This window comes from Nostoc sp. UHCC 0252 (genome assembly GCF_034931145.1).
GTDB lineage: Bacteria > Cyanobacteriota > Cyanobacteriia > Cyanobacteriales > Nostocaceae > Nostoc.
This window is the reverse complement of the sequence record NZ_JAYGHE010000012.1, coordinates 48,753-73,860: the sequence shown is the minus strand read 5'-3', so window position 1 is coordinate 73,860 and position 25,108 is coordinate 48,753. Positions and strand designations below refer to the sequence as shown.

23 protein-coding genes are annotated in these 25,108 nt (G+C 42.6%); 9 read left to right on the top strand and 14 right to left on the bottom strand.

Annotated elements, in window-relative coordinates:
- Positions 1-267 precede the first annotated feature (267 nt).
- Positions 268-435, top strand: a complete 168-nt coding sequence (locus VB732_RS10485; RefSeq protein ID WP_012412073.1) for a hypothetical protein — start codon at positions 268-270, stop codon at positions 433-435.
- A 152-nt stretch (positions 436-587) separates the two neighbouring features.
- On the opposite strand, the gene argH is transcribed toward VB732_RS10485, so the two are convergent.
- The 8 genes from argH to trmD all read right to left on the bottom strand — a co-directional run bounded on the left by argH (position 588) and on the right by trmD (position 7,480).
- Positions 588-1,973 carry an argininosuccinate lyase gene (gene argH, locus VB732_RS10480; RefSeq protein WP_323230766.1) on the bottom strand — a complete coding sequence of 462 codons (1,386 nt, stop codon included), beginning with the start codon at positions 1,971-1,973 and terminating at the stop codon, positions 588-590.
- 89 nt (positions 1,974-2,062) lie between these two features.
- The gene (locus VB732_RS10475; protein ID WP_323230765.1) at positions 2,063-2,272 is read right to left on the bottom strand and encodes a hypothetical protein; all 210 of its coding nucleotides are present in this window, start codon (positions 2,270-2,272) and stop codon (positions 2,063-2,065) included.
- Positions 2,273-2,378: 106 nt separating this feature from the next.
- Positions 2,379-3,167, bottom strand: a complete 789-nt coding sequence (gene larB / locus VB732_RS10470; RefSeq protein WP_323230764.1) for a nickel pincer cofactor biosynthesis protein LarB — start codon at positions 3,165-3,167, stop codon at positions 2,379-2,381.
- Between the two features lie 88 nt (positions 3,168-3,255).
- Positions 3,256-5,037, bottom strand: coding sequence for an ABC transporter substrate-binding protein (locus VB732_RS10465; protein WP_323230763.1), 1,782 nt, complete (start codon positions 5,035-5,037; stop codon positions 3,256-3,258).
- 212 nt (positions 5,038-5,249) lie between these two features.
- Complete coding sequence (locus VB732_RS10460) at positions 5,250-5,666, bottom strand: PIN domain-containing protein (protein ID WP_323230762.1); 417 nt, start codon at positions 5,664-5,666, stop codon at positions 5,250-5,252.
- A gap of 9 nt (positions 5,667-5,675) precedes the next feature.
- Positions 5,676-6,188: a hypothetical protein gene (locus VB732_RS10455; RefSeq protein ID WP_323230761.1), complete on the bottom strand. Its 513-nt coding sequence runs from the start codon at positions 6,186-6,188 to the stop codon at positions 5,676-5,678.
- Positions 6,189-6,239: 51 nt separating this feature from the next.
- Positions 6,240-6,725, bottom strand: a complete 486-nt coding sequence (ispF, locus tag VB732_RS10450) for a 2-C-methyl-D-erythritol 2,4-cyclodiphosphate synthase (RefSeq protein ID WP_323230760.1) — start codon at positions 6,723-6,725, stop codon at positions 6,240-6,242.
- A gap of 11 nt (positions 6,726-6,736) precedes the next feature.
- Entirely contained in the window at positions 6,737-7,480 is a 744-nt protein-coding gene (trmD, locus tag VB732_RS10445; RefSeq protein WP_323230759.1) for a tRNA (guanosine(37)-N1)-methyltransferase TrmD, read from the bottom strand.
- Positions 7,481-8,018: 538 nt separating this feature from the next.
- On the opposite strand from trmD, the gene VB732_RS10440 reads away from it, so the two are divergent.
- Complete coding sequence (locus VB732_RS10440) at positions 8,019-8,882, top strand: cyanophycinase (RefSeq protein WP_012412065.1); 864 nt, start codon at positions 8,019-8,021, stop codon at positions 8,880-8,882.
- 474 nt (positions 8,883-9,356) lie between these two features.
- Entirely contained in the window at positions 9,357-12,059 is a 2,703-nt protein-coding gene (cphA, locus tag VB732_RS10435) for a cyanophycin synthetase (RefSeq protein WP_323230758.1), read from the top strand.
- 61 nt (positions 12,060-12,120) lie between these two features.
- Here cphA and tatA read toward each other — a convergent pair whose 3' ends face one another.
- From tatA to VB732_RS10420, 3 genes are all read right to left on the bottom strand, one after another.
- Positions 12,121-12,291: a twin-arginine translocase TatA/TatE family subunit gene (gene tatA, locus VB732_RS10430; protein WP_323230826.1), complete on the bottom strand. Its 171-nt coding sequence runs from the start codon at positions 12,289-12,291 to the stop codon at positions 12,121-12,123.
- Between the two features lie 499 nt (positions 12,292-12,790).
- Positions 12,791-13,873: a site-specific DNA-methyltransferase gene (locus VB732_RS10425; protein ID WP_323230757.1), complete on the bottom strand. Its 1,083-nt coding sequence runs from the start codon at positions 13,871-13,873 to the stop codon at positions 12,791-12,793.
- 327 nt (positions 13,874-14,200) lie between these two features.
- Entirely contained in the window at positions 14,201-15,592 is a 1,392-nt protein-coding gene (locus VB732_RS10420; protein WP_323230756.1) for a serine/threonine-protein kinase, read from the bottom strand.
- A gap of 94 nt (positions 15,593-15,686) precedes the next feature.
- On the opposite strand from VB732_RS10420, the gene cbiT reads away from it, so the two are divergent.
- Both cbiT and VB732_RS10410 read left to right on the top strand, forming a co-directional pair.
- The gene (gene cbiT, locus VB732_RS10415) at positions 15,687-16,289 is read left to right on the top strand and encodes a precorrin-6Y C5,15-methyltransferase subunit CbiT (protein ID WP_322643776.1); all 603 of its coding nucleotides are present in this window, start codon (positions 15,687-15,689) and stop codon (positions 16,287-16,289) included.
- Positions 16,290-16,304: 15 nt separating this feature from the next.
- Entirely contained in the window at positions 16,305-17,186 is an 882-nt protein-coding gene (locus VB732_RS10410; RefSeq protein ID WP_323230755.1) for a phosphatidate cytidylyltransferase, read from the top strand.
- A 313-nt stretch (positions 17,187-17,499) separates the two neighbouring features.
- Here the strand turns inward: VB732_RS10410 and VB732_RS10405 are convergent, their stop codons facing one another.
- On the bottom strand, positions 17,500-18,213 hold the full coding sequence (locus tag VB732_RS10405) for a DUF2993 domain-containing protein (RefSeq protein WP_323230754.1): 714 nt from the start codon (positions 18,211-18,213) through the stop codon (positions 17,500-17,502).
- 133 nt (positions 18,214-18,346) lie between these two features.
- Between VB732_RS10405 and VB732_RS10400 the strand changes: the two genes are divergently transcribed.
- Complete coding sequence (locus VB732_RS10400) at positions 18,347-19,105, top strand: pseudouridine synthase (protein ID WP_323230825.1); 759 nt, start codon at positions 18,347-18,349, stop codon at positions 19,103-19,105.
- Between the two features lie 29 nt (positions 19,106-19,134).
- Positions 19,135-19,947 carry a RodZ family helix-turn-helix domain-containing protein gene (locus tag VB732_RS10395; protein WP_323230753.1) on the top strand — a complete coding sequence of 271 codons (813 nt, stop codon included), beginning with the start codon at positions 19,135-19,137 and terminating at the stop codon, positions 19,945-19,947.
- A 117-nt stretch (positions 19,948-20,064) separates the two neighbouring features.
- Here VB732_RS10395 and malQ read toward each other — a convergent pair whose 3' ends face one another.
- Positions 20,065-21,573 carry a 4-alpha-glucanotransferase gene (gene malQ / locus VB732_RS10390; RefSeq protein ID WP_323230752.1) on the bottom strand — a complete coding sequence of 503 codons (1,509 nt, stop codon included), beginning with the start codon at positions 21,571-21,573 and terminating at the stop codon, positions 20,065-20,067.
- Between the two features lie 226 nt (positions 21,574-21,799).
- Between malQ and VB732_RS10385 the strand changes: the two genes are divergently transcribed.
- Together VB732_RS10385 and VB732_RS10380 are read left to right on the top strand one after the other, a co-directional pair.
- Positions 21,800-22,231, top strand: a complete 432-nt coding sequence (locus VB732_RS10385) for an NUDIX hydrolase (protein ID WP_323230751.1) — start codon at positions 21,800-21,802, stop codon at positions 22,229-22,231.
- A gap of 213 nt (positions 22,232-22,444) precedes the next feature.
- Positions 22,445-23,755, top strand: a complete 1,311-nt coding sequence (locus VB732_RS10380; protein ID WP_323230750.1) for a Rid family detoxifying hydrolase — start codon at positions 22,445-22,447, stop codon at positions 23,753-23,755.
- 15 nt (positions 23,756-23,770) lie between these two features.
- Here VB732_RS10380 and VB732_RS10375 read toward each other — a convergent pair whose 3' ends face one another.
- Entirely contained in the window at positions 23,771-25,048 is a 1,278-nt protein-coding gene (locus VB732_RS10375) for a sensor histidine kinase (RefSeq protein ID WP_323230749.1), read from the bottom strand.
- Between the last annotated feature and the right edge of the window lie 60 nt (positions 25,049-25,108).

Here is a 25,108-nt window from a genome sequence, read left to right as displayed (position 1 = left end):
CCCTGCGGGAACGCCAAGGGCGGTACGCAATGACAATTATTTAACCGGACATGATATGAATCTAAGAAAAGGCATTTTTCCTTTAGCTGTTGGCGATAATTCTAAAATTTGATTGACACAACAAGGTAAAGTGCGGTAGACTAGTACACTGTTCAAAGCGTATTGATTGCTGCACTAGGCTACAAGTATATCAATAACATTGGTAGCTAATATTGCCTACGTGATGCCTAGTTGCTACTCTTTTGTTGTTTATTTAATGAGGTGAACATGGCCAAGCGCCGTAACCCGAAAAAAGAAAAGGCGCTACGGAACCAGGCGTATGCCAGAAAGTTTCGTAAACGAACTACGACAGGAAGAATGCAGAGAAGGTTCCAACAAAGACCACCGAAGAGTGAAGAAGAAGAAGGAGCAGCAACAGCAGCTGACACTGACTAAGCTGACTGCTTAAATCCTTTTTATTTAGATTATTTATCTTTTAGGGCGCACAAATGTGCGCCCTTATTTATTTGGGACAAGGGACAGGGGACAAGGGGATAAGGGGTGAGAACTTGAAACAAGTCTTTCCCCAATTCCCAATTCCCAATTCCCTACTGATCCATTTGAACGCGGGCGGCTATGAGTGCTTTACTGACCTGTACAAAGCCTGTACCGCCGTGACTGTTGCGGGCTGCCACTACTTGACGGGGGGAAATTGCCTCATAAATATCTTCTGCAAATGCCGGATGTAGTTGTTGCCACTCTGACAATTCCAGATCTTTCAAGAGTTTACCTGCGGCAATACTAGTTTTTACCACCTTACCCACAAGGTTGTAAGCTTCTCGGAAAGGAACGCCCCGTGCTGCCAGATAATCTGCTACATCGGTAGCGTTAGAAAAATCTTCGGTTACGGCTTCTGCTAAACGCTGTGTACGAAATTCTAAACCTTCCCTGAGCAAAATCGTCATTGCTTCTAGAGAAGCTTTGACTGTGTTAACGCTATCAAATAGACCTTCTTTATCTTCTTGCAAGTCTTTGTTATATGCCAAAGGTAGCCCCTTCATGATCACCAGCATTGCCTGGAGATGACCAAATACACGCCCCGTTTTCCCGCGCACGAGTTCTGGTACATCGGGGTTTTTCTTTTGGGGCATGATACTAGAACCTGTAGCACAGCTATCTTTGAGGGTGACGAAACGAAATTCTTCTGATGACCAAAGAATGACTTCTTCTGCAAGGCGGCTGAGGTGAACCATAATCAAGCTAGCAGCACACAAGAATTCGATCGCAAAATCGCGATCGCTCACTCCATCGAGGCTGTTAGCATAAATATCGTCAAAATCTAATAATTTAGCTGTGTAGTGGCGATCAATAGGGAAAGTAGTTCCCGCTAAAGCACCACATCCTAAAGGTGAGATATTCACGCGGCGAGAAACATCTCCTAAGCGTTCCCAGTCGCGTTGCGCCATTTGAAAGTATGCCAAGAGATGGTGAGCTAAACTCAGTGGTTGAGCGCGTTGTAAATGGGTATAGCCAGGAATCAGGGTTTCAACGTTCTTTTCAGCTATATCGAGTAAAACACCTTGGAATTCTCGCAATTCCCCTTTAATTTGTTGAATTTGGTCGCGGAGATAGAGTCTAGTATCTGTGCCAACTTGGTCATTACGCGATCGCGCCGTATGCAGTTTTTTACCTACATCGCCGACAATTTCTGTTAGTCGTTTTTCAACTGCAAAATGTACGTCTTCAGCATCGACACCAGGCTGAAATGTACCTTGGCGGTACTCTTGGCGAATTTCTTCTAAACCTGTAACCAGTTGCTCACCTTCTTCTGAGGAGATAATGCCCGTGTGAGCTAGCATTTTGGCATGAGCTTGAGAACCAGTCAGATCGTATTCTATTAATTCAATATCAAAACCTATACTGGCATTAAAAAGAGCGATCGCTGGATGCAACGCTGATTCAAACCTCTGGCTCCAAGTTTGTTCTTTGGTCATAAATCTCAAGAGGGTGGGCATCAATTTTGGATTTTAAATTTTAGATTTTGGATTAATCTAAAATCTAAAATCCAAAATCTAAAATTACTTTAGCCGTAGCTAGTTAGATTCCGAATCATATAGCCAATGACTAAACCAATCAACAATGCCCACACTTGACCTGTCTGTATAAAGTGATTCCAAGATTTTTGCATCTGACCCATAAGGTCTGGATCGGTAATTGTTTGCGCTACTAGTGCTGTCAAATTTACAGGCAACTGCCAATATAACTGAGATATCAAATCGCTGTAATGGTTCATATTTGGTAATTAAGAGGTTGGGGTGGCAAATCTCAGTATCAGTTTATTTTTCAAATAAATCACTGATAATCTACTGAAATATTGGCTATAACTTTAAAGTCTTAACTCAAGATCCAGCCGATGCCAACCGCAATTTCTCGGCAGTTCGCAAAATTTGCCCCGCCAACACTGCTGCACCAAAACCATTATCGATATTTACTACGCCTACTCCCGCAGCACAAGAGTTAAGCATTGTCAATAAAGGTGCTAGACCGCCAAAACTTGCGCCATAACCGATGCTGGTGGGTACGGCAATCACCGGACAACTCGCTAAACCAGCGACAACGCTGGGTAAAGCGCCTTCCATCCCGGCCACGACAATCAACACTGATGCTGATTCAATCAGATGGCGGTTACTTAATAAGCGGTGAATCCCAGCAACACCAACATCCCAGAGGCGCTGTACCCGAAAACCAGAAAGTTCAGCAGTGACAGCCGCTTCTTCAGCAACGGCTAAATCGGCAGTACCAGCAGAAAGAATGCCAATCTCACCTGCAAATTGTGGTTCGATGGTATGGGGAGCGATCGCACAAATTCGCGCTGATTCGTAATATCGCAAACCGCTAACTTTTGCTTGCAGTACAGTATAAACTGCTGGTTCAATGCGAGTTGCCATCACCACCGGGTTACGGAGGCGCATCACCTCCATAATTTGAGCAATTTGGTCGGGAGTCTTACCAGGGCCCCAAATCACCTCTGGGAAACCAGTTCTGAGCTGGCGATGATGATCAATTTTGGCAAACTCACCCACGGATTCATAAGTTAAATCTTTGAGTGAGTCTAATGCCGTCTCTGGCGTAACTTTACCATTGGCAACCGCAACGAGGAGCGATCGCAAGGTTTTTTCATCGGTCATTTTTTATTTGTCCTTTGTTATTTGTCATTTGTGAATAACTAATGCCCCATGCTTCAATGACCAATGACCAATGACCAATGACTAATAACTAATCCGTTATCTTTATTTCATGAATGTTCCAGAATGCACCACCCAGTGCAGAGTATTGGATACCTTCAAAGCGATTACGCACTGCTGACATTGCTAGGGGGTTAACTAGATAAATAAATGGTAGATTTTCTTGGGTAATTCGCTGAGTTTTTGCATAAATTTCTTTCCGTTTTGCTGGGTCTAATTCTCTTGCCCCTTGAATATATAATTTAGCAATTTCCGCTTCCCAAGGAGCCACCTCCCAACCTTGAATCGGTTTTTGCCCTGCTTGGGGTTTCTGATTAAACATGTGTAACCCGCCTACGGTTGACCAGACATTAGCCCCATCATTTGGTTCTAAACCACCAGTCAAACCCAACATAGAAACTTCCCAATCTAATGAATTTGAAAGCTTATCTGTGTAAGTATTCCATGCTAGAGGAGTGAAATCAACTTGAATCCCAATTTTACTTAGGTCTTGTTTAATTTGTGACCCAATTGCCTCGCGGATTTTATTACCGGCATTAGTGAGCAATGAGAAGCGAACACGGTTTCCCTGAGCATCTATTAGTTGATTGTTGTTATATTTAAATCCTGCTTTTAGTAGCAGTTCCTTCGCCTTTTGTATATTGTAGTCGTAAACTTTTAGACCTTCTTCAGGCGGCAAATAATAAGGGCTTTGCACGGAAATGGGTGAATTTTGTGGTTTCCCCAAACCGCGAAAAGTGTTGTTAATCATTGTTTGTCGGTCAATGGCATAAGCTACTGCCTGCCGAAATTCTACAGTATTAAACCAACGCGACTTTACAGGATCAACTAGCGGTTTTCCATCCCTTTTACCTTTATTCAAATTGAACAAAATAAACGTCGTGCCAGTAGCTGGCCCACCATTAAAAATTTGGAAATTTCCCTGATCTTCTTGCACCTTTAGTAAAGAAAAGTAATCTGGTGAGACACCCACAGTATCTAACCCGCCAGAACGAAATTGCAGCAAGGATGTATCTGTTGATTCCACAATTTGCCAGATAACCCGTTCAATATAAGGCTGGGATTCACCTTTTGGCCCTTTGCGCCAATAGTAGGGGTTGCGCCTAAAAACTACACGTTGGCTGGTGTTGTAGCGCTCTAGCTTGTAAGGGCCGTTGACGATAATTTGATCTGGAGGAGTATTAACGCCCCACTTTGACAGAAATATTGGCTTACCGTCTTGATCTTTTGTTTTTACAAATTTGTCTAGGGCATGGGCAGGCAAAATTGGCAGCCCTAGAGTTCCCAAGAAAGGCGCAAATGGTTCTGGAGTAGTGAATTCAATCCGTCGAGCATCGATTTTTCGTACCTTTGGCAATGCCCGACTTTCACCAATCCTCAGCACATCTCTAGCATCTGCGGGAATCGCTTCGTTAAGATAAATATCATTGTAAGTAAATATTACATCATCTGCTGTTAAAGGCTTTCCATCAGACCATTTCAATCCCTGGCGTAGGGTAAAAACAAATCGCAATTTGTCATCAGAAACTTCCCAAGATTCTGCTAAAGAAGGCTCGATTTTGGTACTTATAGGGTTTTCAGTAGTTAATCCTTCATAAATTAGAGGAAAAACATTCGGAGACTCTTGACTGAGAGGATAATTAAAAGTTTTGGGGTCACTGAGAATGGCACTTACCAATTGCGGTACTTGAGTAGCTGTGCTTTTGAAGTTAGCAGAGTTGCAGGCGGTAAGTGTAAGTGCTGTTGCTGAAGTCAGAATTATGGGCAACCAAAAATATTTAATTGCCAGAAATATTTTTCTAAAAGATTTCATACTTTCAATACGCGAGTAGTGTAATTAATTTGATTGAGATTGTAGCCAACCAAGGAAGTTTTGGGTTTTATTGAAATACTGGATTTCTCTATCTCGTAAAATATCTATAACTTCACGTCTGCCAAATTCTTTAGAATTACTACTTAAAAATACTTTATTTTCATTAGGATGTAAGCCAGCATGAAAAATTATACACTCCAAGATTACTCTATCTATAATGTAATGTGCTTCTCAAAAATTGCTCTATTTAAGGTTAATCGAAAAATATCTTTACTTAATGTAATTATTTCTGATGTATTGATAAGCCGATTAAAAGCTACATCAAAACGTTCTTTCACTTCGTTACTTCTTTGAAGAAAGCTAGTTCTTGATTGTTCCAGGTGAGACAGCAGTAATCGTGCATTGCTTGAATTATCTCGCTCTGCTTGATTAATTTGTATATCTAAATTTCGGAGGAAATCTAGATTATATTTTTCTTCTTGTTCTAATGTTGTCAACGATTCTACAAAACAAATACTTGGCACTACTATACGTAGAGATGATGGTGGATTTTGCAGTAATTCTTGTGCTTGTGAATCTTGCCCTTTAGCAATACTCATCAAGAAATTAGTTTCAACGTAAATGATCACTACACAACATTAATAAATTTCAGTTGTTCCATCTTCTATTAATTGCAATAAACCAGTTTTTGCCATTTCATTTGTGAAAGGTGGTGTTGCCGATTTCCAATGATATGCCAAGTCACGTAGCCAAGCTTCTGTAAGACCTTTAAGATAAAGACTAAATATCCTTTTGTCCCGGAATTTTGGCTCGTAATGACTCAACACATCAGCAGTATTAAAGCAGACAATTGGCTCTGATAAATTATTGCCATCCCATTTTAAAATTTGAATTTTATCTACATCAACAAGCATGGCAAATGGAATCGTTATCTTTGCAGCTTGCAGGTAATCGATTAGCCGTAAATTAGCATAATTTTGGACTTTTGTTTCTTGAAATTTTAAGGGGAAACCTTTAACTTCAGCTATGAGAATAATTTGCCCCTCTTTATCGAGGGCGACAATATCAGGAAAGTCTACATCTTCTAAGTTTGTAGCTTGCATGGTTCTAATTCCCCACCAAGTTAAGCTTTGTTTAACGCTATCAATCATTTATTTCCATCCTAATTAGTCTTGAATATCTTTATCAGAGGCTAAAAAAAGTTACTCTGAAGCAACTAACAAGACGACAGCATAAGCACATATACCTTCTTCGCGTCCAACGGGGCCTAATTTTTCATTGGTGGTAGCTTTGATGCCAATTTGATTGGATTCTAATTCTAAAACCGCCGCCAGTTTGTCGCGCATGTTGTGAATATGCGGCTTTAATTTTGGGCGTTCTGCTACTACCACCGAGTCAATATTTCCGATCTGCCAGCCTCGAACCCGAATCAGTTGATGTACTTGAGTTAATAGTACTAAACTATCTGCTCCCGCCCATTTGGGATCGCTAGGCGGAAAATAATGGCCAATGTCGCCCAAAGATAATGCCCCAAGCATGGCATCCATAATTGCGTGCGTTAACACATCAGCGTCACTATGTCCTAATAAACCCAGTTCATGGGGAATTTTAATTCCACCTAAAATCAAAGCGCGATCGCTCACCAGTCGGTGGATATCGTAGCCGTTACCAATACGAATTTTAGTCATTTGTCTATTTGTCAGAAATTATTATTCTTTTCCCGCTCCCTTGCTCCCTGCTCCCCCTGCTCCCCCTGCTTCCCCTGCTCCCATTTCTCCAAAATATCGGGGCGGCGATCGCGGGTTTTTTGAATTTGTTGTTCGTAACGCCACTTGGCGATCGCTGCATGATTGCCACTGAGCAAGACATCAGGCACTTTTAAGCCGCGAAAATTGGCGGGACGAGTATATTGGGGATAGTCTAATAACCCCTCCTCAAAACTTTCTGCTGTGAGAGACTCAGTTTTAGCAACGGTTCCTGGGATTAGTCGCACTACACCATTAATCAAAGCCATTGCTGGAATTTCCCCGCCAGTCAAAATAAAATCGCCTAAAGACACTTCCCGAGTTACCAAATCCAGTACTCTCTCATCCACTCCTTCGTAATGTCCGCAAATAACTACTAACTGGTCATAATTTGTCACCAATTCTTTCAAAAGAGGTTGATTAATTGTTTGCCCCTGTGGACTCATCAAAATTATTTCTCTTCGGGGCAGAATCGGCAGCGACTCCACAGCATTAAAAATTGGCTCTGGCTTCATTAGCATCCCAACGCCGCCGCCGTAAGGTTCATCATCGACCTTCCGGTGCTTGTCGGTGGTAAAGTCCCGTGGATTAACCAGATGCACTTCGGCAATCTGTTTGGCTAAGGCTTTACCCAGTAATCCCGAATTGAGAACAGAGTGAAAACAGTCAGGAAAAAGTGTAACTATATCAAAGCGCACAGTTATTCGTATTCGAGGACACTAATCTTAAATTTGGATGTCTAGCAAACATCGTCAAGCCAAGTTCGAGTCAAACTCCAGTTAAACTTTATCAATAGTATCTAAAACTACCAGACCTCTTGGATTTTAGATGGGATCGAAAGTTTTTCTAATTACTTAATTTATGTTTAAATGTTGTCACAAGTACATTTAAATTAATAATCATATCAAGTTAACAACTTCCAGGATGTATCGATCCAGCCTCAGAAAAAGCGTAGTCTTAATTGCTCGTCCCCAGCCCCAGAAGGGGAATTTAGCCCCAAAAAGACTATTTTGCCCTGCTGCAAGTGGACAGGTGAAAAACAAGGCCCTGGCTTTGAGGAATGGGAACAAAGACGTTTAAACTGAGGCAACGTGAGCGTTAAGCGAAAATTTGGAGAGTGGCTGCCCAGTTCCAAAACTTCCAAAAAGTGTCCTCTCAAAAGTTGCAAAGCGCAAAATTCACCAGGCTTCTAACACCTTGTTAAATTCACCTGAAGTTGTTGACAGGAGAAACAAAATGCCGCAATTACAAGCTAAATCGCTAGAAATGAGGACACCCCAAGCAACTAAAACCGCCGTTCTGGTTATCGGAGGCGCAGAAGACAAAGTTCATGGGCGCGAAATCCTACGAACTTTTTTTGGACGTGCTGGTGCTAGTAAGGCTTATATTACAATTATTCCATCTGCCTCTCGTGAGCCTGCCATTATCGGTGGCCGGTACATTCGCATTTTTGAAGAAATGGGTGCCCAAAAGGTAGAGATTTTAGACATCCGCGAACGCGAACAGTGTGAAGCCTCTCAAATCAAAGCATCCTTAGAAGCCTGTAGCGGAGTATTTTTGACAGGAGGGGATCAGCTGCGTCTCTGTGGCGTATTGGCAGATACGCCAGCAATGGAAATTATTCGGCAGAGGGTGAGGGCAGGGCAACTGACGTTAGCAGGCACGAGTGCAGGAGCGGCAGTGATGGGGCATCACATGATTGCTGGCGGCGGGAGTGGAGAGTCACCAAATCGTTCCCTAGTGGATATGGCAACAGGTTTGGGATTTATTCCTGAAGTCATCGTTGACCAACACTTTCATAACCGGAATCGCATGGGGCGACTGATTAGTGCGATCGCAGCTCACCCCGATCGCTTAGGTATTGGCATTGACGAAGATACTTGTGCAGTATTTGAACGTGATGGTTGGTTACAAGTTATGGGTAAAGGCAGTGTCACCATTGTCGATCCCACTGAAGCCACCCACACCAACGAACCCCACGTTGGTGCTAATGAACCATTAACGGTACATAATTTACGTCTCCATATCCTCAGCTACGGCGATCGCTTTCACCTGTACCAGCGCACTGTATTGCCTGCCGTACACCGAATCTCCAGCTGACGGGATAGAGTATCTGAGGTTACACTGACGTTGACCACAAATTTTAGATTTTGGATTTTGTTGCGAAAAGTTGGAAGGAGGAGCTACTGCGTTGCGCGGGTTCCCCGTGTTGTAGCAAGTAGCGTTGGTTCGCCTGTGTAGCAAACTTTTCAAGACGGTTTTTAGAAAAAAAGAGCTTTTCAGCAGATGCCGCTAGAAACTGGGCAAAACAAATCTAAAAACCCCTCGATGACTCGTTGACGCTACACTATCGTAAATCTAAAAATTACCGAGCCAAGTACCTTAATTGTCTCTTTTAATCCAAAATCATAAATCTAAAATCCTGTTAGAGGTTGACCGCACATTTATTTCTTGTTGTAGAAAAATGATGAGAATACTATGTAAAAAGAAAAAACTGTTTGCAATGAACAGTTTAGCGGTCAATTTCAGTAAGAAACTAGAATTTTGGTTCCGAATCTCCATCTACCTATTCCCATGAGAATCCTCAAGATCCAGACCTTACGCGGCCCAAACTATTGGAGCATTCGACGCCACAAGCTGATCGTCATGCGCCTCGATTTAGAAACCCTTGCCGAGACGCCCTCGAATGAAATCCCAGGCTTTTATGAAGGACTAGTTGAGGCACTGCCGAGCCTAGAGGGTCATTATTGTTCCCCTGGCTGTCGCGGTGGTTTTCTGATGCGAGTCAAAGAAGGCACGATGATCGGCCATATCGTAGAACACGTAGCCCTAGAACTCCAGGAATTAGCTGGTATGCATGTTGGCTTTGGTCGCACCCGCGAGACTGCCACACCCGGAATTTATCAAGTAGTAATTGAATACCAGAATGAGGAAGCGGGACGCTACGCCGGACGAGCCGCAGTACGGCTGTGCCAGAGTATCGTTGATCGAGGCCGTTATCCCAAGGCAGAACTAGAGCAAGATATCCAAGACCTGAAAGACTTCACCCGTGAGGCTTCTTTAGGCCCTTCTACTGAAGCAATCATCAAAGAAGCAGAAAAAAGAGGTATTCCCTGGATGTCTCTGGAAGCCCGCTTTTTGATTCAGCTAGGCTACGGCGTGAATCAGAAGCGGATGCAAGCCACAATGACTGACAATACCAGCATTCTGGGCGTAGAACTAGCTTGCGACAAAGAAGCCACTAAACGCATCCTGGCTGCTGCTGGTGCGCCAGTACCCAGAGGCACAGTAATCAACTTCTTAGACGATTTAGAACAAGCTATTGAATACGTTGGCGGTTATCCCATCGTCCTCAAGCCACTTGATGGCAATCATGGACGCGGGATCACCATTGATATCAGAACTTGGGAAGAAGCGGAAGCTGGCTACGAAGCTGCAAGACAGGTTTCCCGGTCAATTATCGTCGAAAGATATTACGTTGGACGCGACCACAGGGTACTAGTTGTAAATGGCAAAGTAGTCGCAGTAGCTGAACGTGTGCCGGCTCACGTCATTGGCAATGGTAGATCGACCATCTCCGAATTGATTGAGGAAACAAACCTCGATCCAAATCGCGGTGAAGGACATGATAACGTCCTGACCAAAATTGAACTAGACCGCACCAGCTATCAACTATTAGAAAGGCAAGGCTATACCCTAAATAGCGTTCCACCCAAGGGTACTATTTGTTATCTCAGAGCAACAGCCAACTTGAGTACAGGTGGTAGCGCCGTCGACCGTACTGATGAAATTCACCCAGAAAATCTCTGGTTGGCACAACGAGTAGTTAAGATTATCGGTTTGGATATCGCCGGACTCGATATTGTCACCACGGATATTAGCCGTCCTCTGCGGGAGGTGGATGGCGTGATTGTTGAAGTTAACGCCGCTCCCGGCTTCCGAATGCACGTTGCTCCAAGCGTGGGTATTCCCCGCAACGTTGCTGGCGCAGTAATGGATATGCTTTTTCCCAACGAGCAATCTAGCCAAATTCCGATCCTCAGCATTACTGGTACTAATGGCAAAACCACTACTACCCGACTACTAGCACATATTTATAAGCAGACTGGGAAGGTAGTCGGATATACCACTACTGATGGAACATATATCGGTGAGTACTTAGTGGAAGCTGGCGACAACACAGGCCCCCAAAGCGCCCATGTCATTCTCCAAGATCCTACTGTGGAAGTAGCAGTACTAGAAACGGCTCGCGGTGGTATTCTCCGCTCTGGATTGGGCTTTGAAGCCGCAAATGTGGGAGTGGTATTAAATGTAGCCGCCGACCATTTAGGAATAGGCGATATCGATACCATTGATCAGTTAGCTAACCTCAAGAGTGTAGTAGCCGAAGCCGTATTCCCTGATGGCTACGCGGTGCTGAACGCCGACGATCATCGTGTCGCCGCCATGTCAGAAAAAACCAAGGCTAATATTGCTTACTTCACCATGAACCCCGACTCGGAATTGGTGCGAAAACATATCCAAAAGGGTGGAGTAGCCGCAGTTTACGAAAGTGGCTATTTGTCAATTGTTAAAGGTGATTGGACACACCGGATAGAAAGAGCGGAAAATATACCTTTAACAATGGGCGGACGTGCGCCGTTTATGATTGCCAACGCTTTAGCTGCAAGTTTGGCAGCATTCGTGCAAAACGTCACAATTGAGCAGATTCGTGCTGGTTTGAAGACCTTCCGGGCTTCGGTTAGTCAAACGCCGGGACGAATGAATTTATTTAATTTAGGCAACTACCACGCTTTAGTAGATTATGCTCACAACGCAGCCAGTTACGAAGCTGTAGGTTCCTTTGTGCGGAACTGGACTACAGGACAACGGATTGGTGTAATTGGTGGCCCTGGCGATCGCCGCGACGAAGATTTTGTTACTCTAGGCAAGTTAGCAGCACAGATTTTTGATTACATCATCATCAAAGAAGATGATGACACACGGGGACGTTTACGGGGTTCAGCCGCCCAGTTGATTATTCAAGGCATTACCCAGGCGAAACCTGATAGCCGCTATGAATCAATTTTGGATGAAACCCAAGCGATTAATAAAGGCTTAGATATGGCTCCTGATAACAGCCTGGTGGTTATTTTACCGGAAAGCGTGACTAGGGCGATTAAGTTAATTAAGCTGCGTGGTTTAGCCAAGGAAGAGACGCATCAACAAAATACTACAGCGATCGCTGATTCTCAAAATGGAATCGCACCCTCTTCTGTAGTCAATACACTTTTGTAGTGAAAAGTCAAGAGTCTATAATTCTGTATTTAGAAACTTTTTGACCCTTGACTCTTGACTATTATTTTTCTTGTTCTGGATTTGTTTCATCACTGGGAGTTTTCATCTCCTCCTTAAAACCTCGTAGGGTTTTGCCTAGTGCAGTGCCCAGTTCGGGAATTTTTTTAGGGCCAAAAATTAGAATAGCCACTATCACAATTACACCCATTTCTGGTAATCCTAGTCCAAACATATAAATTTCCTCTAAGGCTTCTGTAATTAAATATAGACATTGATGGCTCAAATCTGATGATTTCGCCACTGATAAGCGCTCGGCCCTATTTTTCTAATAGGACATAAATAAAATAAATATCATACCGCATTTTTATGAGAAGAATTCAGAACTCAGGAGTCAGAATTCAGCATGAATTCTGTACGAGTGGGTGATGGATATTGGTTAAAACTTCGCCCCTGGTGGGCGAAAATAAAATAAATATTTTTTGTAATCAAAACTGTATCCCCTTGTGGGTAGAGTTTTCTGAATTCTGAATTCTGTCTTCTGACTCCTTTTTATATACAGCAATACTGGTATCGCTAAATAAATATATCGACTGTTATCATTTATTTCATATTCCCATTCAAAAACACCTGCCAAGGATAACCACCTTTTCATGGTACTAGTAAACCTTTTTAATTTATTAGACTCCATTGTGGACTTTCCTTAAAACATCTGATTAGTTGTAGCGATTTCTTTAAAACAGTCCTAACTGTACTGACTTGTTTTGATCAACATTTTCTGGTGTTATAGGTGGTAAATCTGCTGGAGGTTCAACAACTAAAGGAGCATTTGTTTCAAATCTCAGTTTTGAGCTTCTGAGGTAGTTTTCATCAATATCAAAAGCTAACCAGCGCCTCTGTAAAGTTTCTGCAACTCGACCTGTCATATTAGAACCAGCAAAGGGTTCTAATACAATATCGCCAGGTTCTGTACAAAGGTTGATAACAAATTCTGGTAAAGCTTGAGGAAATCTTGCCGGGTGTGGCTTAAAACCTTCTTGTTTGCAACGCCTTTGGTAATAATCGTTAGAAGCAGTATTCGAGGCAGAAATCACATTTACGGGTTGGACTAAATCTTCAAATAAAGTTTCTTGTATAAGAATTTGTTGTCCTATTTCTTCTTTGTCCGTACTACAACGTCCATCAATAATATTCGGGGGGATAGCTCCTCCTCTGTCCTTACCAAATTTATCCGAAATATCATGACCTGATGGCCTAACTTTGGCTTTATATCCATTCTTCAGAAGGTTTTTCATTGCATCACTATAAGGTTTTAAAACTCTTCTATTATTAGCTTTAGGATGCGGTTCTTTTGATAGCCACCAAATTGTATTTACCGAATCTTTAACTCTTTCCCTGCGAACTGTTACCCATTCAGCAGGGGTGGGCAGTTTTGCTGGATTATACCAATACAATTCTTGTGCCAGATAAAATCCAAGTCCACCTTTTTCTTTTGCTTTGCACAAAGAAACAACCAGTTCAAAATGATAAAGAGAACGAACTGGCATTCCCTTAATCCAACTGCCACCTATATCAATCACCAGTGAGCCTGTTGGTTTAAGAATACGGTAAAAGTGTGCCGCATAATCTTTAAACCATTCAACATATTCATCAGCATCAACATTTCCGTATTCTTTTTTACGAACCAGTGCAAATGGTGGAGAAGTGCAAATTAGGTCGATACTTTCGTCGGGAATAAGTGTCATTAAATCTAGGCTGTTTCCTAAATAAGCAGCACCAAATTTTGTTTCGTAGTAAGGGTTACAATTAAGTCTCATCTAAACTTTTTTAGTACATTTGTACGTATAAAGACAGTATTATCCATAAAAGCATAAGTTTTCCAACTGTTAGCTATTTTTTTGAGCAATTTGCTGGATGAATAGGGCAATGTGCCAAGTATCTAGATTTGTAGTAGTACTTGTGTTCTATATTGAGTTTGGTCGAGACATCAACAAAGCGATCGCTAACTTAACTAACTTCTAACTTTTCACGGTATCTGGAAAACCTCTCTCTAAATCTCTCTCCTGCGAGGAGAGAGACTTTGAATTCTTGGTTTGGAAGTTAGATTTTACGTGGACTTTTCCACATGACGTGAAAAGTCAGAACTAACTTCCCATTGGATTGGTAATTGGCAAACCTAACCAATCGCTTAATTCATGAGCTAACCATTCCAGTTCTGCTTCAGATTGAATAACACCACCAAGTTGATATTTTTTTACTCCTACCCAAATATCCAATTGTGCTGGAACGGCAATCCTAGCGCCTTCAGAATCTTTAGTAAAATGTTTGGGAATGTAAACCAACTTAGTAACACTTTGCCTTGCTGATGCACGGGGACGATAAAATTTCCAAGCAAACAACTCCCAGGTTAGGGCAATTTCTTTGGGATTCAGGCGTAAGCAGATGCGTCCAAACAAACTAAAGATAAATTTATACACCATCAGAAAGCCAGCACCCCAAAAGGGAAGTGAAAACAAAGCAAAGGGGATGTTGACAGGAAAAGGGGCCGAAAGAGCGCCAATTGTCCAAACCAGGATAAATGAATTCCAAGCGATCGCAAATACACCTGTGAGTACTATTGATGGATGGAAACCAGATGGTGGAACGATAATTTTTAAAGAATCCTCATTTTTAGTTAATTGAATCTTACTCCCGTCTGGTTTGCTCATAACCAAAGCAGATAATGTCGTTTGTGGTTTCTCTAGAGCTGCGATCGCACCAGGAGCAGAATTGAAACGTCGTTCTAAACTGGGTTCAGTCATTGACTTCAACCAGCGAGTCAATCTAGGACTGACATCAGCCACTTGTTCAAACTGAATCCGAAAATCCTTTTGGGGTAAATCGGCTGGATGAGTACCCGTTACTAAATAAATTAAAGTTGCACCTAAGCTATAAAGATCAGAAGCCGGAACCGTGCGTCCGCCAAATTGCTCCTGCGGCATATAGCCATAGCTTCCCACCACAGTCCTAGTTCCACCTTCAGTAGCGAGGACAGTTTGCACCGAACCAAAATCAATTAGGTAAACTTGACCAACACTGTTACCTGAACGCTCTCCCAATAAAATATTGCTAGGCTTAAGATCACGGTGGATAACAGGCGGATATAACCCATGTAAATAAATGAGAATTTCTAAAAGGGCTTTGGCTATCTGTTTGATTTCTGCTTCGGTAAAAGTCCGCCCAGATTCGCAGTATTGCTCTAAAGTTTTTGCTCTTATATAAGTTTGTACTAGGGCAAATCCTTTGATAGTCGGTGAATTTACCTCAAAATAGTCTAAATATTGAGGTATTGAGGGATGGGACAAAGATTTTAGAGTTTCAGCTTCTCGCTCAAACAGCTTGAGTGAATCCCATTCAAAATCACTGCCAAAAGAGAGTAACTTGATAACGACTAATTCCTGAGTATTCAAATCACGAGCTACAAGTGTCCGCCGCCCTGCTTTTTTTCCTAATAGCTGCTGAACTTCATAGCGATCGCTTAATATTTCGCCAATCATTATGGTTTCTTATAATGCTACGTTTGAAAAGTTTTAATAGCTTATGACTTTTAATTTTGGCAAATCTATATTTTTAGTATAATTGTGTAATTCTATGCCCTCCCAACTTTGGCCTTATATTACCCCTGGTATTCCAGATGAATTGTTCGAGCATTTACCAGGAATTCCCTTGAGCCAGCGAGAAGTTCGATTATTGTTAATTGCCCAACTGCGACTAAAATCAGATTCTGTGTTGTGGGATATTGGGGCAGGGACAGGTACAATTCCCGTAGAGGTGGGGTTATTGTGTCCAAAGGGTCAGATTATCGCTATAGAAAGGGATGAAGAAGTAGCTAATCTGATCAAGCGTAACTGCGATCGCTTTGAGGTGAAAAACGTCGAAGTAATTGAAGGTAGCGCCCCAGAGTGTTTACATGACCTGAAAGTTGCTCCTCACCGCGTTTGTATTGAGGGAGGAAGACCCATCCAGGAAATTTTGCAAGCAGCATGGCATTATTTGCCACCATCCGGTCGGGTTGTAGCCACAGCTGCTAATCTAGAAAGTCTGTATGCTATTTCTCAAAGTTTTTCTCTGTTAAGGGCTAGAAATATCGAAGTAGTGCAGTCTGCGGTTAACCGCTTAGAGACGCGCGGCTTTTCTCAAACCTTTACCGCCGTTGACCCCATTTTTATCCTCAGTGGTGAGAAACTAGACTAAATCCAAAATACTTCTATGCCTTGGTCTCGGATTGTTAGTGGAATTGTTGCGATCGCTCTTGCTCTCTCTGTTACCCTTTTGGGTGGTTGGTATTTTACCATCATGTTTGCGATCGTCATCTTTTTGGGTCAACAGGAATATTTTAATTTGGTGCGATCCAGAGGCATCGCTCCCGCCGCTAAAACCACTATGGTTGTCAGCCTAGTTTTGCTAGTGATTTGTACCATTGATGGCAGTTTAGCTGACGCTGTGATGCCCTTGGCTGGCACATTTATTTGTTTTTACCTGTTATTTCAGCCAAAATTTGCCACGATCGCTGATGTTTCCGCTTCTATAATGGGGCTGTTTTACGTAGGTTATTTGCCAAGTTACTGGGTGCGATTACGAGCAATTGATAGTGCCGTTTTTAGCAATCTTCCTTTAGGAGGTTACTGGCCTACAACCTGGACAGATTTCTGGGAAAAAGCAAATTCTGCTTCCTTACCGCAAGGTTTTACAGCAACAATACTGACTTTTTTGTGTATCTGGGCAGCCGATATTGGCGCTTACACCATTGGCAAATTCTTTGGGAAAACCCGTCTGTCTGACATTAGCCCGAAAAAAACTGTAGAAGGTGCTGTATTTGGCATTACTTCAAGTGTTGCTGTAGCTATAGCAGGGGCCTATTTTCTCCACTTACCCAGATCCCTCTTCACTGGTTTAGCATTGGGTTTGCTCATTGGCATTGCGAGTCTTTTGGGGGATCTTACCGAGTCTATGCTGAAGCGGGATGCTGGGGTTAAAGATTCTGGACAATTAATCCCTGGTCATGGTGGTATTTTAGACCGTACTGATAGTTATATTTTCACAGCACCTTTGGTTTATTATTTTGTAACACTACTGTTGCCGCTACTCTAACGGTTTTCAGTAATACATCCCGCCTTGGAATAGAATTCCAAGGCGCGATCGCAACGAAGCGCAGGATTGTCCGCCTGCTCTCTCAGAGGGTGTTTGAAAAGTCTAATTTATTACTCAGGCGACTAGAAGTCGCGGCTACACAGTCAAAACCCACCTCCGTGGGTTAAAATCATTGATTTTCTCTTAGTCCACAGAGGTGGACTTCGTTTGTGTAGTAGCAAATTCTATTCACCTTAAACTTTTCAAATAACCTCTGATCAGCTGAGAGCCGTTATATGATTTAAAATTATTAGCATTTTTTAATTTCTAATCATCAAGGATTAACGTTAATCCGCCCCTGACACACCAGCTTACCTGGGATCAACGTTAGTTCTTGGATATCGACATCTGAGCCAAGATCCAGATTGTACTGGCGATCGCCTTCTAATATATCTCTTTGTTCGGGTTTGATTTTTATATCTGATACTTGTAACTCATGCCCACTGAGTAGCTGTAAGCTGAGACAAATCTCTAGAGGTGATATTTCACTATTGGTTAGTTTCGTACCTCGCAGTATAATTTGGTTGTTATCAAGAATAATTTCTTGCCAATTAATTTGTTGTGACTTTGAGAAATGTGTTGGTAAAACTTTAACCAGCAAATCGCTCAAAGCAGTTGATAATAAGTCAGATGAGAGAGAAGCATTCAGATCCTTCTCATCTACGATCAACTCGCCAACCACAGGTACTGTTTCTAGCAATTTTAGCGGCTTACCCCTAAGTACAGAACCAATATTTATCTGAATATTTTCTGCCGTTAATTGAAGTTGTGTAATTAGGAGACCTTGATAAACTGCATGAGTAGCAAAAATAGATACCAAGGGGATACGTCCAGAGAGAAGTTGGCGATCGCTTGTTTTAATCTCCACTTCTAATTCTGATATTTGGCTCACTTGCGCTCTTAACCAGAGCTTAAGGGCCTTTGTAAGTACCTGCGTAATTATGCGGATTTTATTGGCATTTGTTGTTTGGGAATTTTGCTCTGGCATCTAAACAATCTGTTTATGGGTATTTGTTCAACAACCGGACAGAAATTAAACAAGTCTTAAATGTAACATTTATGCCTACTCGCTACAAAATGCAAATATCATTTAATTGTTAACAGTAAATCAACAAGTCGAAATGGAGGAAAGGGTACAAAAAATTCTCGCTCAATGGGGTATCGCCTCACGTCGTGAAGCTGAAGAAATGATTAAGCACTCACGGGTGCAAATTAATGGAGTATTGGCACATTTAGGTCAAAAAGTTGATCCCCAAAAAGATGCGATCGCAATTGATGGTAAAACTGTATCTGAAAAGCAGCGTCCGGCTTTAATATATCTATTGCTGCACAAACCAGCAGGAGTGGTTTCGACTTGCGACGATCCTCACGGAAGAACAACAGTCCTGGATCTACTACCGAAAGAATTACGGGAGGGTTCAGGGATTCACCCAGTTGGGCGTTTAGATGCAGATTCTACAGGAGCATTAATCCTGACAAATGACGGAAATCTGACATTTGGACTAACCCATCCCCGCCACAGCATTTCCAAGACATATCATGTTTTGGTCAAAGGACATCCACCAGAATCGGTACTGCAAATGTGGCGCGAGGGTGTGGTGTTGGAGGGGAGGAAAACCAGAGCCGCGAAGGTACGTTTAATGGAACATCGTGCCGATCAAAGCTTTTTAGAAATTGTCTTGCAGGAGGGAAGAAATCGCCAAATTCGCCGGATAGCTCAACAGTTAGGATATCCAGTAATTAAGCTGCATCGAACTGCTATCGGCCCAATTCAATTACAAACTCCAAAACAACCCTTATTGTCAGAGGGTAAATATCGTTCCCTCAATGCTCGTGAAATTCGCTTTTTGCAAGATCAGATAACGCAACCTAATTATTGATTCAGTGGAGTTAAGGAGTGTCAGTAGGCATGAAATGGCTAAGAAAAAAGAATAATCACCAGCCATCACTTTCATTAGAGCAACAACGAACCGAAAAGTTGGCAGAATTGGGCGCTCAACTTTGGGCGTTGCGTCAAGAACAGGGTCTATCTCTAGAGCAAGTGGTTGTATTAACCAGAATTCCTCAACGATTATTGCAGGCGATCGAAGAAGGTAATTTAAACGATCTGCCAGAACCAGTTTATATTCAGGGTTTAATTAGGCAATTTGCTGATGCACTAGGCTTGAATGGAATAGAATTTTCTGGCACTTTTCCGATTAGTTCTGCACAAGTGAACCCCCAAGGAATGGGGAATACTTCACCCATTAATCAACTACGTCCGATTCATCTTTACTTTCTTTACATATTGCTAATTGTATGCTCTGTAAATGGCTTATCTCAGTTATTAAATAACGCGGTACTACAAGCAAGTAATAGCCAAAACCAACTATACCCAAAGCAAAAGTCTATTGTTAAACCAGAACCAATCCAACCAAAAAATTCGCTAAAAGTTCAACCTGTCAACCATACCCTTAGCGGCATCCAAGAGGGAAAAGTTGTACAGATTGGTGTTACTTTGAAAGCGTCATCCTGGATTCGCGTAGTAGCCGATGGCAAAACCGAGTTTGAAGGTATTCTTCCAGAAGGAACTCACCGGATTTGGAAAGCTCAAGAGCAACTGACAGTGAAAACTGATAATGCAGGCGGTGTATTGATGAGCGTCAATCAAGAGAAAGCCAAGGAAATGGGAGAGCCAGGGAAAGCAGAAGAAGTTAGGATTGCTGCCAAGCCTAAGTTTTGAAATATGGGAATTGGGAATTGGGAATTGGGAATTGGCTCAATATAATCGGTAGTTCCTCCCCTGCTCCCTGCTCCCTGCCCCCTGCTCCCTGCCCCCTGCTCCCCTCTCCCCTAATCCTTACTGGGCTTGTGGGGCGCGTCCATTAAGTCTGGTAAGAACTTTCAAGCGATCGCCTAATTCTTCTCTTAACGCTCCTGCTTGATAGCGCCACTCCCAGTTACCCTCAGCAATACTAGGAAAATTCATGCGTGCTTCGTTCCCTAATCCCAAAACATCTTGTAAGGGAATAATCGCTTGATTAGCGATGGAACTCAAAGCTAATCGAATTAAATCCCAGTGAATGCCTTCAGGACTAATACAACCTAAATAAAGCGACAGATTTTGCTTTTCGTAGTCGCTGGCTGAATTAAACCAGCCTACAGTTGTATCATTATCGTGAGTGCCAGTATAAACTACAGCATTTCGCGGGTAATTGAATGGTAAGAATGGATTACCGGGATCAGAACCAAAGGCAAACTGTAAAACCTTCATCCCCGGAAATTCATACTTATCTCGCAGCGCTTCAACTTGTGGCGTAATTACTCCCAAATCTTCCGCCAAAACAGGTAGCTTACCTAATTTTTGTCTAATCGCTTCAAAAAAAGCGTCTCCAGGCGCTTCCACCCATTTCCCATTCATGGCAGTTTCTTCGCCTTGGGATACTGACCAATATGCCTCGAAGCCCCGGAAGTGGTCAATGCGAATTATATCTACATAATCCAGCATTGCTTCAAAGCGCTGTACCCACCATTTAAAGTCTTGTTTTTGCAATTCTTCCCAGTTATAAACCGGGTTGCCCCACAATTGACCGGTGGCGCTAAAGTAGTCTGGTGGGACTCCTGCCATTTGAGCAGCAACTCCAGTCTCTTCATCTAAACAAAAGATGTCGGGATGCGCCCATACGTCAGCACTATCGTGAGATACGTAAATCGGGATATCGCCAATAATGTCAATACCGCGCATATTGGCGTAGTTTTTCAGCTCTGACCACTGCCGGAAAAACTCAAATTGGACAAACTTGTAATAGAAAATATCTTCGTTGAGGCGATCTTCTACTTCAGCTAATGCTTCGGGTTTGCGCTTGACAAATTCTGGCTCCCATGTATGCCAGCTTGCACCATCATGGGCATCTTTCAACGCCATAAATAAAGCGTAATTATTTAGCCAGTAGCCTTTACTATCACAAAAACCTGCAAACTCATTTTTTTGGATGTGTGTAGCATTGGTTTTGAAGTTTTCACAGGCTTTTTTCAGCAGCCCAATTTTAATCGGCACAACCTGGTCAAAGTCTACCTTTTCTACCGGAAATCCAGGTAAATTAGCAAAGTCTTCTTCTGTTAGTAAACCCTCATCGCGCAGTTTTTCTGGGCTGATTAGTAGAGGATTTCCCGCCATTGCCGAGTAGCACATATACGGGGAATTACCGTATCCAGTGGGGCCCAGAGGTAAAACTTGCCAATATTGTTGATGGGTATCTTTAAGAAAATCGATGAAGCGATAGGCTTCTAAGCCTAAATCTCCAACGCCAAATCGACTGGGAAAGGAAGTAGGATGCAGCAAAATACCACTGGATCTAGGAAAAGGCATAAGTAACCTGAATTATAAGAGGGAGCAATTGTCTGATGCACACGCTACGCGATTGCCCAAGGGGCAGTGGCAAAGCCAACGCATCGAATTTATCACGGAACAGTATTTGCACGGTAAATCAAGTAAACTCATTTTGATTGTCATTTGTCCTTTGTCATTTGTCCTTTGTGAATAACTAATGACTTATGACCAATGACCAATGACCAATGACCAATGACTCATAAATATGACTTACCGAAATCCTGCACCAACAGTTGATATCATCATTGAACTAGTAGATCGACCTCATCGGCCAATAGTGTTAATTGAAAGACATAATCTACCTTTAGGTTGGGCTATTCCTGGTGGGTTTGTAGATTATGGGGAAGCCGTGGAAGTGGCGGCGCGGCGGGAAGCTGAGGAAGAAACTGGTTTGCAGGTGGAGTTGGTTGAACAATTACTGGTATATTCTGATCCCAATCGCGATCCCCGTCAGCATACGATTAGCATTGTGTTTTTAGCAACAGCTACGGGAGAACCAAAAGCTGGGGATGATGCCAAAAGTGTAGGTATTTTTGAGTATTGGTGTGTGCCTGGTAATTTATGTTTTGACCACGATCGCATTTTGCGCGATTATTGGCGATATCGGCATTATGGGATACGTCCGAGGTTGGGGTAATACCAATTCGCAATTCGCAATTCGCAATTCGCAATTAAGAAACTTAGATGCAACAAAGCTTTTAGGGGTTGCACCTGTATCAGATTTTTTCTGAAATGGTATAAGAGGGACGAACCGCGAAGGCGCAAAGGACGCGAAGGAAGAAAAGAGAAGAATACCTGTGACACAAAGTTTTTGTGATTATACTGTGTCAGTGGTATTTAAAGGTGAATTATGGATGCTGAGACACTGTTAGAGAAATACGCCGAAGGACAAAGGCAATTTCACAACGAGAATCTTAGAGGAGTAGACCTGAAATATGCAAATCTAAGTGGAATAGACCTAAAAGGTGCAGATTTGACGGGTGTAGATTTAAATGATGCAAATCTGAGTAAAGCATTACTTCAAAATGCAAACTTCACTAGAGCTTCTCTAACAGGTGCAAATTTGAGTGAGTTGGGCGAAAGTTCTAGTTTAAATTTGAGTTGGGCAGACCTAAGTAGTGCTGACTTGAGTGGAGCAAAACTAAGTAGCGCTAACTTTAGTAGCGCTAATTTAGATAATGCCAACTTGAGTAAAGCAACCTTGAGTAGCGCTAACTTTAGTAATGCCAATCTAGATAACGCCAACTTGAGTGATGCGATACTCAATTCTGCAAACTTAACTGACGCATCCTTAAATGAAGCAAAAGTCGTTAGAGCTAACCTTACTAGTGCTGATTTAAGTAGAGCTAACTTGTTTGCAGCTGATTTGAGCCAAGCAAACTTAGCCCAAGTGATACTCAAAGGTGCTAATTTGCAGGGAGCTAAAATTCGGGGTGTTAATTTATCTCAAAAGGATTTGTCAGGTATGAATCTGACTCAGGCTGATCTAGGTGCAGCAAATCTCATAGGTGTAAATTTCAGAAAAGCCTGCCTTGAGGGGACAAATTTAGAGAAAGCAGAACTACAAAAAGTAGATTTGATCAACGCGAATCTGAAAGAGGCAAAGCTGAAGAAGGTAGATTTAACTGGAGCAAATATCTATGGGGCAACCTTTAAAGATGCTGACCTAACTGGTGCGATAATGCCAGATGGAGAAGTCTACAAACCGATCGCTTCTCAGCTAGAAATCGGTAAACAGGAAACATCGTTAGAGAAAGTAATATCTATGACTCGTAAAGTAATTAATACTGATAACGCACCCGCACCAGTCGGCCCTTATAATCAAGCGATCGCAGCTTCAGGTCAATTTCTATTCATCGCTGGACAAATTGCCATCGATCCCCGCCTTGGTGATGTCGTCTACACTGATGATGTCAAAAAACAAACTGAGCAGGTATTAGCTAACCTTGAAGCCATTCTCACAGCAGCCGGGGCGACTTTTCAAGATGTGGTGAAAACCACTGTATTTTTAGCTGATATGAATGATTTTGCGGCGGTGAATGCCATTTATGCTAAATATTTCCCGGAAGATACAGCCCCAGCACGAGCTTGCGTGCAGGTATCGCGCTTACCTAAAGATGTGTTGGTAGAAATTGATGCGATCGCAGTAATTAGCGGTTAGTCTCAACATACATCCTCAGATTGACAGCTTGAGGGGAAGGTTAATCTGAAAGGTGGAACCTTGACCTAATATACTATTTACAGTAATTTGCCCTCCATATCTTTGGACAATTTGTTGAGCGATCGCAAGTCCGAGTCCAAAGCCGCCTGTTTTCCGAGATCGGACAGTATCTACACGATAAAAACGATCAAATATGTGTGGCAAATCACTGGATGGAATCCCAATCCCGTTGTCTTTAATCTGAATTACCGCCCAGTGAGACTGGGTAAAAAGATGTAACTGTACCTTACCATTGGCTGGTGTGTACTTGAAGGCATTAGTCAGTAGATTAATTACAGCTTGTTTGAGCAGATTAGCATCGGCTTTTAAGATAATGGGATGCTCTGGAAGGTGAGCATTGAAAGTGAGACTTTGGGCGGGGGCAAGGGCTGCGAACTCCTGAGCAAGCGATCGCAATATCTCACACAAATCCACTGATTTTAATACAGTTTCTGCAAGCGAACCATCATGACGCGACAAAAAAAGTAAATCGTTGATTAGCGTACTCATGGACTTAGCAGTTTGAGCGATATTTTGCAACCGTAATCTTTGCTCAAGGGGATCTTCGGGGGGCATCAGGGCAACTTGGGCATTGCTCAATACTGTAGCAACAGGTGTACGTAGTTCATGAGAAGCATCGGCTGTAAATCGCTGCAATTGCTGATAAGCACGCAGGCTTGGTCGCATTGCCAATTCTCCCAAGAACCAACCTGTAATACCAATTACACCAAAGGTCACGGGAACCCCGAAAGTTAAAAACAAGCGAGCTTGGTTCAAGTTAACGTGTAGAGAGTTCATCGGCACTGCTGCTTGGAAGTAGCCAATGAGCCGTTTATCTTCAACAATAGGAATTGTGACTTGGCGAACCCAGGTTGTGATCAAATATTCAGTACCTGGTGGTAGTTGTAGCGTTTGAAATCCTGGTTCTGCTGTCAACTGGTTGTTACCCGATGAACCGATATATTGCAAAAGTTGTTTATCAGAGTTGTACCATCGCGCGTACATTAGCCCGCCGTTCAGCGATACACCGCTTTCTACAGGAGTCTGACCGCGCTGATTTTGCCATCGACTTTGATAAAGTGAGTATTGGGTTTTGGCCGCAAAAGCTTTACTTTGTGAAAAGAGTTCGTCGTCAAAAACCCGCAATTGTTCCTCTACACTCAGACAATAGCCCACCCCTGCAAAAGCAAACAAAATTCCACCCATCGACAGGGCGAACCAGTGAGCGAGATTACGACGGCTACGATCAAACATTAGTCATTGTCATTAGTCATTAGTCATTAGTCATTAGTCATTAGTCGGAAATTATTATTC

What these genes read in the sequence shown, in the direction of transcription:
- cphA (WP_323230758.1), top strand. Translation starts at nt 9,357, where the DNA reads ATGAGAATCCTCAAGATCCAGACCTTACGCGGCCCAAACTATTGGAGC.
- ispF (WP_323230760.1), bottom strand. Translation starts at nt 6,725, where the DNA reads ATGACTAAAATTCGTATTGGTAACGGCTACGATATCCACCGACTGGTG.
- VB732_RS10405 (WP_323230754.1), bottom strand. Translation starts at nt 18,213, where the DNA reads ATGCCAGAGCAAAATTCCCAAACAACAAATGCCAATAAAATCCGCATA.
- VB732_RS10485 (WP_012412073.1), top strand. Translation starts at nt 268, where the DNA reads ATGGCCAAGCGCCGTAACCCGAAAAAAGAAAAGGCGCTACGGAACCAG.
- VB732_RS10455 (WP_323230761.1), bottom strand. Translation starts at nt 6,188, where the DNA reads ATGATTGATAGCGTTAAACAAAGCTTAACTTGGTGGGGAATTAGAACC.
- VB732_RS10385 (WP_323230751.1), top strand. Translation starts at nt 21,800, where the DNA reads ATGACTTACCGAAATCCTGCACCAACAGTTGATATCATCATTGAACTA.
- VB732_RS10410 (WP_323230755.1), top strand. Translation starts at nt 16,305, where the DNA reads ATGCCTTGGTCTCGGATTGTTAGTGGAATTGTTGCGATCGCTCTTGCT.
- cbiT (WP_322643776.1), top strand. Translation starts at nt 15,687, where the DNA reads ATGCCCTCCCAACTTTGGCCTTATATTACCCCTGGTATTCCAGATGAA.
- VB732_RS10465 (WP_323230763.1), bottom strand. Translation starts at nt 5,037, where the DNA reads ATGAAATCTTTTAGAAAAATATTTCTGGCAATTAAATATTTTTGGTTG.
- VB732_RS10375 (WP_323230749.1), bottom strand. Translation starts at nt 25,048, where the DNA reads ATGTTTGATCGTAGCCGTCGTAATCTCGCTCACTGGTTCGCCCTGTCG.
- VB732_RS10440 (WP_012412065.1), top strand. Translation starts at nt 8,019, where the DNA reads ATGCCGCAATTACAAGCTAAATCGCTAGAAATGAGGACACCCCAAGCA.
- VB732_RS10395 (WP_323230753.1), top strand. Translation starts at nt 19,135, where the DNA reads ATGAAATGGCTAAGAAAAAAGAATAATCACCAGCCATCACTTTCATTA.
- VB732_RS10380 (WP_323230750.1), top strand. Translation starts at nt 22,445, where the DNA reads ATGGATGCTGAGACACTGTTAGAGAAATACGCCGAAGGACAAAGGCAA.
- argH (WP_323230766.1), bottom strand. Translation starts at nt 1,973, where the DNA reads ATGACCAAAGAACAAACTTGGAGCCAGAGGTTTGAATCAGCGTTGCAT.
- VB732_RS10475 (WP_323230765.1), bottom strand. Translation starts at nt 2,272, where the DNA reads ATGAACCATTACAGCGATTTGATATCTCAGTTATATTGGCAGTTGCCT.
- VB732_RS10400 (WP_323230825.1), top strand. Translation starts at nt 18,347, where the DNA reads ATGGAGGAAAGGGTACAAAAAATTCTCGCTCAATGGGGTATCGCCTCA.
- larB (WP_323230764.1), bottom strand. Translation starts at nt 3,167, where the DNA reads ATGACCGATGAAAAAACCTTGCGATCGCTCCTCGTTGCGGTTGCCAAT.
- VB732_RS10420 (WP_323230756.1), bottom strand. Translation starts at nt 15,592, where the DNA reads ATGATTGGCGAAATATTAAGCGATCGCTATGAAGTTCAGCAGCTATTA.
- malQ (WP_323230752.1), bottom strand. Translation starts at nt 21,573, where the DNA reads ATGCCTTTTCCTAGATCCAGTGGTATTTTGCTGCATCCTACTTCCTTT.
- tatA (WP_323230826.1), bottom strand. Translation starts at nt 12,291, where the DNA reads ATGTTTGGACTAGGATTACCAGAAATGGGTGTAATTGTGATAGTGGCT.
- VB732_RS10425 (WP_323230757.1), bottom strand. Translation starts at nt 13,873, where the DNA reads ATGAGACTTAATTGTAACCCTTACTACGAAACAAAATTTGGTGCTGCT.